At 44.6% G+C, this 15844-nt stretch carries 15 protein-coding genes and 2 pseudogenes; 5 read left to right on the forward strand and 12 right to left on the reverse strand.

Translation table 11 applies throughout. From position 1 onward, the window contains the following. Nucleotides 1-11: 11 nt before the first annotated feature. From NSU16_RS16940 to NSU16_RS16950, 3 genes and pseudogenes are all read right to left on the reverse strand, one after another. Nucleotides 12-1832 carry a nucleoside-diphosphate sugar epimerase/dehydratase gene (locus NSU16_RS16940; protein WP_339191588.1) on the reverse strand — a complete coding sequence of 607 codons (1821 nt, stop codon included), beginning with the start codon at nucleotides 1830-1832 and terminating at the stop codon, nucleotides 12-14. Nucleotides 1833-2066: 234 nt separating this feature from the next. Further along, nucleotides 2067-2750, reverse strand: coding sequence for a protein tyrosine kinase EpsB (gene epsB / locus NSU16_RS16945; RefSeq protein ID WP_168748808.1), 684 nt, complete (start codon nucleotides 2748-2750; stop codon nucleotides 2067-2069). Nucleotides 2751-2755: 5 nt separating this feature from the next. Next, a pseudogene (locus NSU16_RS16950) lies at nucleotides 2756-3465 on the reverse strand (YveK family protein). Between the two features lie 245 nt (nucleotides 3466-3710). On the opposite strand from NSU16_RS16950, the gene NSU16_RS16955 reads away from it, so the two are divergent. From NSU16_RS16955 to NSU16_RS16965, 3 genes and pseudogenes are all read left to right on the forward strand, one after another. Beyond that, nucleotides 3711-4169, forward strand: coding sequence for a helix-turn-helix domain-containing protein (locus NSU16_RS16955; RefSeq protein ID WP_010331959.1), 459 nt, complete (start codon nucleotides 3711-3713; stop codon nucleotides 4167-4169). Nucleotides 4170-4243: 74 nt separating this feature from the next. Next, nucleotides 4244-5704 (forward strand): carboxylesterase/lipase family protein, encoded by a 1461-nt coding sequence (locus tag NSU16_RS16960; protein WP_339191589.1) that lies wholly within the window; start codon nucleotides 4244-4246, stop codon nucleotides 5702-5704. 10 nt (nucleotides 5705-5714) lie between these two features. Then, nucleotides 5715-5903: pseudogene (locus NSU16_RS16965) on the forward strand (hypothetical protein); the annotation flags it as partial. A 30-nt stretch (nucleotides 5904-5933) separates the two neighbouring features. On the opposite strand, the gene padC reads toward NSU16_RS16965, so the two are convergent. The 9 genes from padC to NSU16_RS17010 all read right to left on the reverse strand — a co-directional run bounded on the left by padC (nucleotide 5934) and on the right by NSU16_RS17010 (nucleotide 12182). Continuing rightward, complete coding sequence (gene padC, locus NSU16_RS16970) at nucleotides 5934-6419, reverse strand: phenolic acid decarboxylase (RefSeq protein ID WP_010331962.1); 486 nt, start codon at nucleotides 6417-6419, stop codon at nucleotides 5934-5936. A 22-nt stretch (nucleotides 6420-6441) separates the two neighbouring features. Then, entirely contained in the window at nucleotides 6442-6897 is a 456-nt protein-coding gene (locus NSU16_RS16975) for a DUF3237 domain-containing protein (protein WP_026014613.1), read from the reverse strand. Nucleotides 6898-7004: 107 nt separating this feature from the next. Beyond that, nucleotides 7005-7712: an amino acid racemase gene (locus tag NSU16_RS16980; RefSeq protein ID WP_339192711.1), complete on the reverse strand. Its 708-nt coding sequence runs from the start codon at nucleotides 7710-7712 to the stop codon at nucleotides 7005-7007. 15 nt (nucleotides 7713-7727) lie between these two features. Continuing rightward, nucleotides 7728-9083: a serine hydrolase gene (locus tag NSU16_RS16985; RefSeq protein WP_339191591.1), complete on the reverse strand. Its 1356-nt coding sequence runs from the start codon at nucleotides 9081-9083 to the stop codon at nucleotides 7728-7730. A gap of 131 nt (nucleotides 9084-9214) precedes the next feature. Beyond that, nucleotides 9215-9781 carry a hypothetical protein gene (locus NSU16_RS16990; RefSeq protein ID WP_010331966.1) on the reverse strand — a complete coding sequence of 189 codons (567 nt, stop codon included), beginning with the start codon at nucleotides 9779-9781 and terminating at the stop codon, nucleotides 9215-9217. Between the two features lie 13 nt (nucleotides 9782-9794). Further along, a complete protein-coding gene (locus tag NSU16_RS16995) occupies nucleotides 9795-10052 on the reverse strand; it encodes a hypothetical protein (RefSeq protein ID WP_339191594.1) in 258 nt (85 codons plus the stop codon). Between the two features lie 37 nt (nucleotides 10053-10089). Next, the gene (gene arsC, locus NSU16_RS17000; protein WP_168748814.1) at nucleotides 10090-10509 is read right to left on the reverse strand and encodes an arsenate reductase (thioredoxin); all 420 of its coding nucleotides are present in this window, start codon (nucleotides 10507-10509) and stop codon (nucleotides 10090-10092) included. Nucleotides 10510-10530: 21 nt separating this feature from the next. Beyond that, nucleotides 10531-11829: an arsenic transporter gene (locus NSU16_RS17005; RefSeq protein WP_339191596.1), complete on the reverse strand. Its 1299-nt coding sequence runs from the start codon at nucleotides 11827-11829 to the stop codon at nucleotides 10531-10533. A gap of 11 nt (nucleotides 11830-11840) precedes the next feature. After that, nucleotides 11841-12182, reverse strand: a complete 342-nt coding sequence (locus NSU16_RS17010) for a metalloregulator ArsR/SmtB family transcription factor (protein WP_010331969.1) — start codon at nucleotides 12180-12182, stop codon at nucleotides 11841-11843. Between the two features lie 561 nt (nucleotides 12183-12743). Between NSU16_RS17010 and sacB the strand changes: the two genes are divergently transcribed. Continuing rightward, entirely contained in the window at nucleotides 12744-14165 is a 1422-nt protein-coding gene (gene sacB, locus NSU16_RS17015; protein WP_339191598.1) for a levansucrase, read from the forward strand. Between the two features lie 76 nt (nucleotides 14166-14241). Continuing rightward, entirely contained in the window at nucleotides 14242-15792 is a 1551-nt protein-coding gene (locus NSU16_RS17020; RefSeq protein WP_339191600.1) for a glycoside hydrolase family 32 protein, read from the forward strand. The last annotated feature ends 52 nt before the right edge of the window (nucleotides 15793-15844 follow it).

The raw sequence follows: 15844 nt of genomic DNA on the forward strand, positions 1-15844 counted from the left end.
CTTCACTCCCCCTAACGAATGCCGGCAGCCGTCATTTCGTTTGATGTGTCTATTGCCGCAAACAGCCGCTCTCTGAGCTCGGCTTCCGGCAGCTGATTGAAATCTTCTATAAAACGCATCAGCAATGGCCAGTCGCCGTCCACCGCTTTGCCGATATGGATTTTCGGAAAAACTTGTTCGGCATGAACTTCATTTTTGTTCAGTAGCTCCTCATACATTTTTTCACCCGGGCGAATACCTGTGAACTCAATTGGAATCTGCTCCGTCGTGTAGCCAGATAAATGAATGAGGTTTTTGGCGAGATCGACAATCTTCACGGGCTCTCCCATATCAAGAACAAAAATCTGCCGGCCTTTCGCCAGCGCTCCAGCTTGGATGACAAGCCGTGACGCTTCGGGAATGGTCATAAAATAGCGGGTCATCGCCGGATGTGTCACTGTAACGGGACCGCCTTTTTCAATCTGTTTCTTAAAAATTGGAATGACGCTGCCCCGGCTGCCGAGAACATTGCCAAAGCGAACCGCAACGAATTTCGTTCTGCTGAATTTCCCCAGATTCATAATAATCATTTCGGCAAATCGTTTCGTTGCTCCCATTACATTGGCCGGGTTCACCGCTTTATCCGATGAAATGAGCACAAACGTCTCTGTCCCGCACATATCTGCCGCTTCCGCCACGTTTTTTGTTCCGATGATGTTGTTTTTGACTGCCTCTTCAGGGTTGTGTTCCATTAAAGGCACGTGCTTATGGGCAGCCGCGTGATAGACGACGTGCGGTTCATATTTTTTCATTAAGGTAAACATTTTGTCACGGTCTTGCACATCCGCAATTTCCGTGTGGAACACGATGTGTTTTCCGAATCGTCCATTCAGTTCAGAATAAATAGAATGAATGCTGTTTTCCCCATGGCCGAGAAGAACGATTTCCTTCGGCTGGAACGCACTGATCTGCCGGCAGATTTCCGAGCCGATTGAACCGCCCGCTCCGGTGACGAGAACTGTTTTTCCTTTGATGCGGTTTGAAATTTCGCTTGTGTCGAGGGTTACCGGCTTCCTGCCTAGCAGATCCTCGGCCTTTACATCTCTGATTTGACCGGCAGTGCGCGTTCCAAGCAGCATTTCATCAAAATGAGGCATGATTTTGATGTTCACTCCGGTTCGCACGCATTCTTTGTACAGCGCCTGCAGTTCATGGGTACGGAGAGAAGGAATCGCAATAATGATATAGTTAATTTTGAGCTTTTGTACCGCAGGCATGATACTTTCTTTTCCGCCGATGACGGGCAGCCCCATCATTTCCAGCTTATGTTTCGTTTGATCGTCATCAATAAAAGCGACAGGTGTAATGTCGGGATCATCTTTTTGCAGCAGTTGCCTGACTATCAGGGTTCCGCCTGATCCCGCTCCGATAATCAATGCGCGGGCCGATGTTCTGCGTTTTTTTCTGATGCTTTCTTTTAAGATTCTCGATAAAACGCGGGTTCCCCCAATGAACAGAAGCTGTAGCACCCAGCACGCTGTTAACAGCCGGAAAAACATCGTATGATACACAGCGTACTGTATGATGCCGGTCACAGCGGCTGAAATCGTAATGACCTTAAGCAGAGCAATCAGTTCGCCGAGTCCGGTGTATGTCCAGACCTGTTTATACTGATGGAACAGGATAGCACATACATGATAGCTGAGGAGCAAGCTGACTGCGGTAAGCAATAATGCTCCGGAGTCATAAAATTGATAAGAATCTTTTAAAAATTGATATCCTGCAATAACTGAATTTAAAACGAGATAAGTATCCAGCGCGATAATCATTGACAGTCTTCTCCGGTAACTCAACCTTTTCCCCCCTAATACTTTTATCGGTTTAGCTGCGGCGGTTTTCGTCTTCTAAAAAATCGACAGCAGCTAAACCGATAACATTTCCTATGTATATCAAATAAGTGGGCATTTAACCCGTCCTCACGCCCCGCCAGCGACGACCAGCATCTAAGGCAGCCTGTTCAAGCTGCCCACAGCGGAGCCGAGTGCCTCCATTGATACAGGTAAGGAGACATCACCTAAAAGCACAAATTAATAGGAATAGTGTTCTGATTTTTTCATTTTCTTTTTATTTAAAAGAGCACCTAGCAGCTTTGCATTGGATTGCTCCAGTGCGTCCTTCGCTTTCAGGACGGTATCGGTTTTTGTTTTTCCGCTTAAGACAACGAGCACGCTTCCATCTGTCTGGTTCGCTAAAATTTGAGCGTCCGCGACAGCTAAGAGCGGAGGAGAATCAAAGATCACCAGACTGAATTGGTCATAGATATCTGATATCAAATCTCCCATTGCTTTCGAGGATAACAGTTCAGCCGGATTCGGCGGCGTCGGTCCGCTTGTCAGCACATATAAGTTATCGATCGGTGTCTTTTGCACCGTTTCACTGAGAGAAGCATTGCCGACCAGCACATTTGTCAGCCCGGTCAAATTTTCAACCTGAAACGTCTGGTTAATTGTCGGTTTTCTTAAATCGGCATCCACCAGCAGCACTTTCTTTTCCTGCTGCTGCGCAAAGACTGCCGCAAGATTCGCTGCACTGAACGATTTTCCTTCACCAGGCACAGAGGAGGTGACGAGAATGGACCGCAAGTTGGTCTGTACGGATGAAAACTCAATGTTTGTCCGAATGGTGCGATATTGTTCCGCAACAATTGATTTATGATGTAAAACGGATATTTGAGCCAAACCTCGCCTTGCTTTCTTTTTTCTAAAGACCACTCACTTCACTCCTCGAAATGTTTTATCCAACCCTGCGATTCCGTTTCTTTTTGACATCAGGGACAGAGCCCAAGCAGGGCAATCCGGTTTTCTCGCTGAGCTGCCGTGCGCTTTTGCACGTATCATCGAGAAAATGCAGAAAAAATGCCAGTGTAATGCCGCCCATCACGGCCGCTCCAAAAGCCATGACCATATTTCTCATCCGGGACGGCTTAATCATTGAGCTTTCAGAAGCCTTCGCCTCTGAAAGAATATGTACGCCTTGCACATTCATTCTTTCATCTACTTCTTTTTCAAACTTGTTCACTAACGTATTTGCAATCTTAGCCGCTCTCTCCGGATTGTGATCCTGAACGGCAACGGTGATGATTTCCGATTCATTTTCACTGCTGGTCATCACTTTTCCTTTCAGCGAGGAAGCCGATTCAGAAAGATGTAACTCCGCCTTGACCTCTTCCATCAAGGCCGTGCTTTTGATAATCGATTGAAACGTGCTGCTGTACTGAAGATTTCTCTGGATGTCACTGAGATTCGAGTTTTCTTCACCGTCTGATTCATGAATCAGCACTTGAGTCGACGCCTGATAAGTCGGTGAAATGACCTTAAATTGGACAAAACCTGTAATAAAGGTGACGCCTATTGTGATGAGCAGAATCAGCACGAATCTATGTCTGACAATTGCGTATAATTCTTTAAAACTCATATTCTCATTCATATATTCATAGCCTTCAGCCTTCTCACGGCTGGCTTCCCGCGCCCCTTTCTGTTAATGATTGGATTATAAAAGAAAACTTTATTATTTAAAAATTGCAAAATAAGCCAATAAGTTCTCTTTAGAGAACAAAATCATGATTTTCCTCTTATTTACTGCACTTCCCTTATTATTTTAAATTTTATAAAGAACGAATAATTCCTTATAATGAACGAAATAACGACAGGAATAGAGGAGAATTTCATATTATGATTGGAAGAATTATCCGCTTGTACCGCAAAAGAAAAGGCTATTCTATTAATCAGCTGGCTATTGAGTCAGGCGTTTCTAAATCTTATTTAAGCAAGATTGAAAGAGGCGTTCATACGAATCCGTCCGTTCAATTTTTGAAAAAAGTATCAGCAACCCTGGATGTCGAATTAACAGAATTATTTGACGCTGAAACGATGATGTATCAAAAAATCAGCGGCGGAGAGGAAGAATGGCGTGTGCATCTTGTTCAAGCTGTTCAAGCTGGAATGGAAAAGGAAGAATTGTTCACTTTTACGAACAAGTTAAAGAAAGGGGAGCCTGAAACCGCCTCCTACCGAAACCGAAAGCTGACAGAATCGAATATAGAAGAGTGGAAAGCGCTGATGGCGGAAGCGAGAGAAATCGGCCTGACGGTTCAGGAAGTCAAATCCTTTTTAAAAACGATGGGAAAATGAATATCGTAGAAGGGCTGAGGTTCGCATCATCAGGACAAATCTGTTTATAATGGGGGAAAAAGGGAGAGAATGCTATGTCTGAATCAATGGTCAAAACGCAATACGGCACAGTGAAAGGCATTTCAAAAAACGGTGTCCACATATGGAAAGGCATCCCCTACGCAAAGCCGCCCGTCGGACAATTGCGGTTTAAAGCACCTGAGCCGCCGGCGGCCTGGGAAGGCGTACTGGACGCAACTGCGTACGGCCGGGTTTGCCCGCAGCCGCCTGATTTACTGTCATATTCATACCCTGAACTCCCCCGCCAGTCTGAGGACTGCCTGTATGTAAATGTATTTGCACCTGACACTCCGGGCAAAAATCGTCCTGTCATGGTGTGGATTCATGGCGGCACATTTTATCTCGGCGCAGGCAGTGAGCCTTTATACGACGGCTCGAACCTGGCAGCTCAGGGAGATGTCATTGTCGTCACTCTGAACTATCGGCTGGGACCATTTGGTTTTTTACATTTATCTTCCATTGATGAAGCGTATTCCAACAACCTTGGACTGCTTGACCAAACCGCGGCTCTGAAATGGGTCAAGGACAATATTTCTGCGTTTGGCGGCGATCCGGAAAATGTAACGGTGTTTGGAGAATCAGCGGGCGGTATGAGCATTGCCGCGCTGCTAGCCATGCCTGCTGCAAAAGGCCTGTTCCAGAAAGCAATCTTAGAAAGCGGCTCTTCCCGAACCATGACAGAAGAAAAAGCGGCAAGCACCGCGCATGCTTTTTTACGAATCCTTGGAATTAACGGTCACCAATTGGACAGGCTGCATACTGTGTCTGCTGAAGATTTGCTTAAAGCCGCCGACCAGCTGCGAAAAACCGAAAATGAAAATATCTTTCAGCTGTTATTCCAGCCTGCCCTTGATCCGAAAACACTGCCTGCTGAGCCGGAGAAAGCCATCGCTGAAGGGGCTGCTGACGGCATTCCGCTGTTAATCGGAACAAATCGTGATGAAGGGTATTTATTTTTTACGCCGGATTCAGAAGTTCACTCTCAGGAAACAATTGATGAAGCGCTTGAGTATCTATTGGGTCAGCCGCTGGCAAAGAAAGCGGCCGATCTGTATCCGCGCTCTCTCGAAAGCCAAATTCATATCATGACGGATTTGCTGTTTTGGCGCCCGGCCGTCGCCTGCGCTTCCGCCCAATCCCGTTACGCACCTGTCTGGATGTACCGATTCGATTGGCACCCGGACAAGCCGCCGTACAATAAAGCGGTTCACGCACTGGAACTGCCGTTTGTGTTCGGCAATCTAAACGGACTGAAACGAATGGTACAAGCAGACATTACGGATGAGGTCAAACAGCTTTCACACACGATACAATCAGCGTGGCTTGCCTTCGCAAAAACAGGAAGTCCAAGCTGCGAAGATGTACAATGGCCGGCTTATACTGAAGACAAACGAGAAACCTTGATTTTGAATTCCAAACTTTCTATTGAGCACGATCCTGATGGTGAGAAGCGGAAAAAACTATTACACTCATAAGGAGAATCACATGGGAAAAACAGGCTGCATGGGTGCCGTCATCGTTGTGGCAGCATGTATCTTCATTTTATCAGCAGTCGTTTATTTACAAGACACCGCCTATTACCAGCCCATCCGCTGGATTGGGATTCTACTGTTTTTTGCGGGAATTGTGATGGTGCCCACATACTCAGCAAAAAGAAAACCCGGTAAAGAGAAGTCATTCTCTCTTTACCGGGTTTTTGTTTTCTTACAATTTCCCTGCGCGAATATCGTCTGTCATTCCTTCATAAGGCGCCTTAGAAATGACTTCCTCATTATCGGCTCCCTCATTTTTCAGAAATGTAATGTCAGCAAATTCGGGCACTACGTATTTGGGATAGGTTTCGTATTTCTCGCGTGATTCCTTCATCAGGTCAATGTGGTCATTTTGGTAGCAGACCGTAATTTCAGGATGTTCATGCACCCATTTTGGGAAGAAAATAATGCCGTGCATCCGTTTTTCATTCGGCATAAAGTTTAATGAAACATCTGTACCTGTCGGCTCTGTCCAAGACACTTTATATACGCCCTCTGTCAGTTTGACAATGTTCACTTCCTGATCCCGAACCCAGCGTCCGGCCACCATTCCGCTATGAATTCTATAATCAATTGTATGGTCATTTTTAATATAAATCTCGTATTCCCAACCGTTTTCGTAAGTATAAATCATGTGGCTTCCGATAAAGTTTTCCATATTTCACACTCTCCTTAGTCTTTTACTCTACTTCATAAATGTCTAATCGAACGTAATCAGGGGTTCTTTCTGCGGAACCGATAAACAAGCGGTCATGCAGCCATTGATAGGTTTCACTGCCTGTCTCAAATGTCGGCACCGTGCGGAAATAAACATGCTCGGTGTCAATCACTTCCCCGGCCGCTGCTCGTGTTCGGAACGGCTCGCTGACTTGCCGTATTCCATTGTTTTCAAGGTAAATCAGCTCATGATCTGCTGTTTCTATGACATATCTGGCAGATAAATCTGTTCTGCCGTCAGCGCGAATGATTTGCGAATCAGCTCCGCCAGGCAAAATACGTCCTTCCACTTCTCCGGTTACTGTTCCCGATCGAATCGGAATCCATCGTCTCAGCCCTAAACCTGTCTCACCAATGGTGATTGGAGGATCAACCTTAATGTCTAGGGAGACGAATTTTTTTAAAACTGGCTTCTTCATAAGCACCACCTGATCTCCAGAAGAAATCATGTAACTATTTACATGTTTACTTTAACACCATTGCGTGAGGCTGTCAAACGATAAGAACACAAAAAAACAAGAGCCGATTACATACAGCCCTTGTTGAATGGTTCATTTTGATAGGTAAGATACGTGCTGACCGTGCTTTTTGCGAGGCAATCAGAGGAATCGATAATCGGGATATCACCGTGAACATGATCTAACACCGTGTTTAAATCTGTGCAAGCCGAAATGATGAGATCCGCTCTTTTACTGATTTCCAAGTATAACTCACGCCATATGTCCTGAGTTTTCTGAACATGATTCGGCTGTTTGATCGCGGCGATGAGCTGATTGACTTCCCGCTGCCAATGTGCCTCATGAATAAACTCATATCCGCCCGCCTTCAGGCCTTTTTGATAAATACAGGATTGTATGGTTGAGTCCGTTCCTAAAACAGACACTTTTTGCGCTGAACCCGGGAGCGCCTTCATCGTTTCCTCAATGATAAGTAACAAAGGAATCGACAATGCTTGCTGGATGTCTTCAAAATAGACATGCGCCGTATTACAAGGAAGAGAAATAAAGTCCGCACCGGTCTTCTCCAGCTTGACGGCCCCATCGATAATCGCTTTTTTCATTTCATTATGATCGATAGGGCGATCGACATAAAAAGGGGTCGGACAGGAATAAATCATCATTTGCGGGTAATCGATATCATGTGAAGCGCCATATAGCTTCTGACAGTAATCAATGACCTTATCTAAAAATGGAGAGGTCGATTTCGGGCCCATTCCAGCTAATATCCCAATCATCAAATTCATTCCTTTCTAATTCGTCCGGACCGCTTCTCCCTCTGTTCCGTCCTGATAAACGATAAAACTTTTCGCAGTATCATCCCCTAACATAAATTCAACTTCAACAGGCAATGATTGCAGAAAGAAACGGGTTTCCGAGGAAGGAAATAATTCAAACCTCATCTGTCCGGTGATTTGCAGATAAAGCCGCTCATTCTCAGCTGTCACCGTTGCAGCGGTACCATCGTGAAAGGAGTAGCTGCCAACATAGCGGCTGTAAATCGCTGTATCAATTTCTTTTTTCTTTTTATCAGCTGGACGTTCAGGGATCTTATAAGGCTGGTCAAATAAAATATTCTCCGCTGCCTTCAGTATCGCTTGTTCATAATCAGCATCCTGTTCCATATTGCTCAAATAGATCAGCGTTTTACGATAATCTATATATCGGATCATCATCGTCGAATAGCCGGGCCACCCTCCGCTATGGCTGACAATCCGCCCTTTTTCAGGACTGTTTTGCAGCACCCAGCCAAATCCGTAGTCAACCGTTTCCCCATTGCTCAGTTGTACAGGAGAAAATACGGCTTCCTTAGAAGCCTTGCTGATCAATTTGTCCTGATATAAAGCCTGATCAAATCGAAATAAATCGCTTGTGACAGAATTCACTGTACCGTCTCCCTGTATTCCATCCAGATACACAACATAGCTCGTTTCCTCAAGGTCATCTGGAAGAACGTACTGGCCGGAATGCACATCATACACATATCCATACGCATAGTCATCGATCTGCTCAGGACGCAGCCTCCTGTTATATACTCTCGTGTTCGCCATACCGACCGGGGTGAAAATATGTTTTTTCAAAAAATCCGCATAGCTCATGCCGGATGCCTTCTCAATCAAAACTGCCAGCAGCACATACCCCGTATTGCTGTACAGCCAGCCTTCATTCGGAGCAAAATAGCAAGGGGGCTGCTCATTCATCAGCATATCCACTACATCCTGATTCACTGCGACCCTGCTTTTATCCCAATTGACAAAAAACCACTCTATATATTCCGGAAGCCCGGATGTATGGTTCAATAAGTGCCGTATCGTAACGCCTTCATATGGAAATCCGGGAATCCAGCGCTCCACTTTATCCTCATAACCAAGCATCCCTTTCTCCTCCAATAAAACAACTGCCAGCGCTGTAAAAGGCTTTGATAGTGATGCCAGCTCAAACAAAGAATTTTCTTGCAAAAGCCGTTTTTCCGGCAAATCCGCATAACCGAAAGCGTGATGGTATAAGATGCCGCCATCCTCTGCAGCTAAAACCGCCCCGTTGAAATGATTTCTTTCGCCTAATGTTTCAAATAAAGTCTTAAGGTCATTCCTTTTATCCTGCTTCATTGTTTCACCTCCCCTTTTTTGTACGATACTGAGCTATTAATGTTTCAATTATTTTGAAAATATGAAAAAAGCTGATCAATCCTCAAACAGGAAAAATCAACTTTAGATTTACACGAATCAAAAATCCCTTTTTACGCAGTCGGAGAAGGAACTCTGGCGGCTGCAAAACGGGTTCTCGGAGTCGCTTGAATGACTCCAGCGGCAGTACTTCTCATTGCAACTGTCACCGTATCTCCGGCGTTTAACTGAAGAATTTCCGTAATGGCTACGACAGCCGGGAGATTCCCTGCTTGAAATGTGTTATTTCCGCCTATCACATCTTGATTCACAAGAAATACGACTTCTAAGTTGAAGTCAACAATCGCATTCGTTTGAAACTCAACTGATGCGTTAAGAGAATATACGCCTGCTGTTCTCGGTGAAAATGTAGATGTGTTGGGGTTATATTCATTCGCCAAATCAAATTCTACATTTTGAAATAAGACTCCACTAGCTGCATTTGCAGCCACTGACAGATTTGTATTGCTGGTGGCTCTGAAAGCGGAAATAGGCTGGTTCGTATTTGCTGTAGCTGGTGCAAAGCCCTGGTTTTGTTGAGCGGATGAGGAATTTCCATTTCTTCCTTGCATGACACTTGGGGATAAAAGAGGTTCCGGCCGATCGTTCCTCTTAATCCATTTAGTTGGCCGTGGCGGCATGACTTTTTCCTCCCTATACATTTTCTATCGCTTCTATCATTTGTTTGCTTTCGCAATACATTATTATATTGATCGTTACAGGCTTTGAAACGGTATCTGCCCGACAAAGCTCAAATACAGAAATAAAAGCAGCTATTCCAAAACAGAATACTGTTTCTATTAAAAGATTTATAAAAAAGATATAAGATCCATTCACACTTAAATTGCCATTACGAGATTCAGCAATGCCAATATCGTTAGGTCGCCCTCTGTTATCTGCGGTCACCATCATAAAAAAGCCGGAAGACAATTCTCCCGGCCTTTCCAGCTTATTTACCTGTTTCCGCAAAACGTTTGAGCCGCTCACCGATTTCGTCACGAACACGCTGAAAGAACGCCCATTTTTCCGCTTCGGATCCTTCCGCTTTTGCAGGGTCATCAAAGCCCCAGTGCTCGCGCTTGACGTGAGGCGGCGTCATCGGGCATTTATCAGCCGCGTCTCCGCAAAGCGTCACGACAAGATCAGCACTATTTAAAATAGCCGGATCGATGATATCTGATGTTTGGCCGGATATGTCGATCCCCGCTTCCTTCATCGCTTTTACAGCATTCGGATTGAGCCCATGCGCTTCAATCCCCGCGCTGTATACATTCCATTCATCTTCTAGATATTGTTTCGCCCAGCCTTCAGCCATTTGGCTGCGGCAGGAGTTGCCCGTGCATAAAAAGTAGATGGTTTTTTTAGGCATGTTTGTTCATCTCCCAACGATTTAGTGAATGATCAATAACCAGATATAAAGGCCGAATAAAGTAATCAGCAGGGTCGGAACCGTCAGGATAATCCCTGTTTTCACGTATGTCCCCCAAGAGATTTTCACTCCTTTTTGGGCGAGAACATGAAGCCATAACAGCGTCGCCAGCGACCCAATCGGCGTGATTTTCGGTCCCAGATCAGAACCGATGACATTTGCATAAATTAAGGCTTCTCTCATTATTCCATGTGTATCTGTACCGGCTATCGCAATAGCATCAATCATGACGGTCGGCATGTTATTCATTATCGATGATAAAATAGCCGCGATAAAACCCATTCCAATGGTTCCCGCCAATAGCCCCTGATCTGCGGCTATCTGTATAAGGCTGGACAGAAGGTCTGTTAAGCCGGCGTTTCTTAACCCGTACACGACGACATACATCCCAATGGAAAAAAACACAATCGCCCACGGTGCCCCTTTGACCACCTGCTTCGTATGAACGGCCGGGCTGTTCTTCGCCATAATAAGAAAGAAAACAGCCACCGCACCAGCGATAAAGGATACGGGGATGGACCATATCTCGCTTACAAAATAACCGATTAATAACATGCCCAGCACAAGCCATGACATACGAAACATGTTTATATCTTTAATGGCGTCAGCCGGTCTCTTCACCTGACTGAGATCATAATGTTTCGGAATCCCTTTTCTGAAAAATAAGTATAAAACGAGTATGCTTGCCGCAAGCGAAAAGAGATTCGGGACAATCATCCGTGCCGCATATTCAATGAACCCGACGTGAAAGAAATCGGCCGACACGATATTGACCAAATTGCTGACCACAAGCGGAAGCGATGTTGTATCAGCGATAAACCCGCTCGCGATAATAAATGGGAACACCAGCTTTTCTTCAAAACGCAAAGCCCGCATCATCGCAAGCACAATTGGCGTTAAAATAAGCGCCGCACCGTCATTGGCAAAAAACGCCGCCACGACAGCGCCTAAAACAGAAATATAAATAAACATACGCAGGCCGCTTCCTTTAGCCGCCTTTGCCATATGCAAAGCAGCCCATTCAAAAAAGCCAATGTGGTCTAAAATGAGCGAGATGAGAATGATCGCCACAAACGCCAGAGTGGCATTCCATACAATGCCCGTAACGTCCGCCACATCCTTCACGCTCACAACCCCCGCAAGCAAAGCCAAAACCGCTCCCCCGCAGGCTGACCAGCCAATAGACAGATGTTTCGGCTGCCAAATAACAAAAATAAGTGTAAGAATAAAGATCATTGCTGCTAAAACCGCTGAACTCAAACGAGAACCTCCTACTTACAAGAAACTTGAGTTTCTTTTTTCTGAATAGACTGCAACACGTCATCATTTGATCTGATGTGACCGAGAATCGATTGAATCAATCCATATTCAGGACAAGCCGAATTAATTGAATAAAACCGCCACTGTCCCTTTTTCTCTTCATTCACAAATCCAGCCTGTTTCAGCTTCCGCAAATGCTGGCTGATAGCTGGCTGGCTCATGTCAAACATCTCGACAAACTGGCAGACACAGTATGTTTTTTCCTCCAGCTTCTTCATGATCAAAAGCCTGGTTTGATCATGAAGAAGCTTCAGGCAGCGACTGATTTCAGTAGATGTCAAGGCATGCTTCATGAAAGCATCAGCTCCCTTCCGCGTTCATTGTATAATCCACTGAATATATAAGTCAATACTTATATAATAGAAGAAATAGGACCTCCGCTTAAAAATTTTTTTTACGGAAATGGCTTTATTTATACTGTCGTTATTGATGAATTTACATTTTTCATCACTTTTGTGTTGTTCGGTTAGGCTTGATAAAAAGGAACTTTATACCCATGCGAAAGCTTGTGATAACCTATAGAAGATGTAAAGAAATAATCAGCCTGATTAGTCCATAAGACCTGTACTCTTAAAATCTTTTTATTCATTTTCTATCAAACAAAAGAGGAAAATAGACCCGTTGAAATAAGGTCCAGTGTCTAATAGAATAATGTCGAAAAGTAAATTACGCAGGTTTGTTACTGATAAAGCAGGCAAGACCTAAAATGTGTTAAGGGCAAAGTGTATTCTTTGGCGTCACCCCTTTACATATTTTAGGTCTTTTTTTATTGCACGTAACCGACTTGCCACTCAACAGGAGGGCTGGAAGAAAGCAGACCGCTAACACAGTACATAAAAAAGGAGACATGAACGATGAACATCAAAAAGTTTGCCAAACAGGCAACAGCATTAACCTTTACAACCGCACTGCTGGCAGGAGGCGCGACTCAAGCGTTTGCGAAAGAAGCAGATCACAAACCGTATAAAGAGACATACGGCATTTCCCATATTACCCGCCACGACATGCTGCAAATCCCTGAACAGCAAAAGAATGAAAAATATCAGGTGCCTGAATTTGACCAATCGAATATTAAAAACATCTCTTCCGCAAAAGGTTTGGACGTGTGGGACAGCTGGCCATTGCAAAACGCGGACGGCACAGTCGCAAACTATCACGGCTATCACATTGTCTTTGCATTAGCCGGAGACCCTAAAAACGCGGATGACACATCAATTTACATGTTCTATCAAAAAGTTGGCGAGACTTCCATTGACAGCTGGAAAAACGCAGGCCGTGTCTTTAAAGACAGTGACAAGTTTGACGCAAATGATCCCATCTTAAAAGATCAAACACAAGAATGGTCAGGATCAGCTACATTTACATCCGATGGCAAAATCCGTTTATTCTACACTGACTTTTCCGGTAAACATTACGGCAAACAAACACTGACAACTGCGCAGGTTAACGTGTCAACTTCAGACAGTTCTCTTACGATTAACGGTGTAGAAGATCACAAATCAATTTTTGACGGGGACGGCAAAACGTATCAAAATGTTCAACAGTTCATTGATGAGGGCAACTATAGTTCAGGCGATAACCATACGCTGAGAGATCCTCACTATGTGGAAGATCACGGCCGCAAATACCTAGTATTTGAAGCAAACACAGGAACTGAAGACGGCTACCAAGGCGAAGAATCTTTATTTAACAAAGCTTATTATGGCAAAAGCTCATCATTCTTCCGTCAAGAAAGTCAAAAACTTCTGCAAAGCGATAAGAAACGCACTGCAGAATTAGCTAACGGCGCACTTGGCATTATTGAGCTTAACGATGACTACACATTGAAGAAAGTCATGAAGCCGCTGATCACGTCTAACACAGTGACTGACGAAATCGAACGTGCAAATGTCTTCAAAATGAACGGCAAATGGTATCTGTTCACTGACTCTAGAGGATCAAAAATGACAATCGACGGCATTACGTCTAACGATATTTACATGCTGGGTTATGTTTCCAACTCCTTAACAGGCCCGTACAAGCCGCTGAACAAAACCGGCCTTGTGCTGAAAATGGATCTTGATCCTAACGATGTGACCTTTACTTACTCACACTTTGCCGTACCGCAAGCTGAAGGTAACAATGTCGTTATTACAAGCTACATGACAAACAGAGGCTTCTATGCAGACAAGCAGGCAACGTTCGCGCCAAGCTTCTTATTGAACATCAAAGGCAAAAAGACATCTGTTGTGAAAAACAGCATCCTTGAACAAGGCCAACTAACAGTTAACAAATAAACGCAAAAGAAAATGCCGATACCCTATTGGCATTTTCTTTTATTTCTTTATTAAAATCTAAAGCGGAGAAACCGAAATGACATATAAAAAAACATGCAAATGGTCAGCGGTATTCCTTATCTTTTTAGGAATCCTTTTGTTTATAGACCTATGGCCAAAAGAGGAACCGGTCAAAAAATCAAAATCAACCCATAAGCCGGACTACCGGGCGGCATATCATTTTACGGCTCCTGACAAATGGAAAAACGACCCACAAAAACCCATCTATTTCGATGGAAAGTATCATTACTATTATCTGTATAACGGGGATTATCCAAACGGCAACGGCACGGAATGGCGGCATGCCGTATCAGAGGATTTGGTGCATTGGACAGATGAAGGCGTGGCGATTCCCAAATACACAAATCCAAACGGCGACATCTGGACCGGATCATTCGTCATCGATAAAGAAAATACAGCCGGCTTTGGCAAAAATGCACTTGTCGCCATTGTGACTCAGCCTTCAGCCAAAGACAAAAAGCAGGAGCAGCATTTATGGTACAGCACAGACAAAGGGAAGACATTTAAGCCCTACACTGCTGATCCCATTATGCCCAATCCGGGGACAAATGATTTCAGAGACCCTAAAGTCATATGGGATGATCAGGATAATAAATGGGTAATGGTCATGGCCGAAGGAACAAAAATCGGCTTTTATGAATCCGATAATTTAAAGGATTGGCAGTACACAAGCGGTTTTATTACGAAGCAGGCAGGCATGATCGAATGCCCCGACCTATACATGATGCGGGCAAGTGACGGGACGACGAAGTGGATTCTCGGCGCAAGCGCAAACGGGAAACCGTGGGGCAAACCCAATACGTACGCCTACTGGACCGGTGGCTTTGACGGAAAAGAATTTTCTGCGGATCAAACCGAACCCCAATGGCTTGATTACGGATTTGACTGGTACGGGGGCGTAACGTTTGAGGACGGGAAAGACACAGATCAATTGAATAAGCGTTACGCGCTGGCTTGGATGAATAATTGGGATTACGCGAATAACACGCCGACCCGAAAAAATGGCTTTAACGGCACAGACTCAATCGTGCGTGAAATCCGGCTCCAGCAGCAGGACGGCACATACAGCCTCGTCTCACAGCCTGTTGAAGCATTGCAGCAGCTTTCCGCTTCCACTGACGAAGTGAAAGAACTGAGTGTCAGCGGCTCCAAAACCCTGTCCATAACAGGCGATACGTATCAGCTGGATATGGATCTTTCTTGGTCAGACATGAAAAACGCCGGCGTCCGGCTGAGAGAATCGGCAGACAAAAAACGCCATATTGATGTCGGCATATTTGCTGAAGGCGGCTATGCGTATGTCAACAGAGCTTTCACAGACCAGCCTGATAAAAGCAAAAGGTTCGTTGAAAGCAAAGCGCCCTATGACAGCAGCAAACAAAATGTGCACTTAAAAATACTCGTTGATAAAACAACGATAGAAGTGTTTGTCGGTGACGGGAAAACCGTTTTTTCAAATGAAGTGTTCCCAAAATCCGAGGATAAAGGCATTACTCTTTTTTCTGAAGGCGGCTCAGCTTCCTTTACAAATATAAAAGTGAAACATTTCGATACGATTCATCAATAAAAACAGATGCAGCGCTTGCTGCATCTGTTTTTATTGTGAGAGCCGAAAGCCA

Origin of the sequence: Bacillus sp. FSL K6-1003, assembly GCF_037964945.1 — a bacterium.
GTDB lineage: Bacteria > Bacillota > Bacilli > Bacillales > Bacillaceae > Bacillus > Bacillus mojavensis.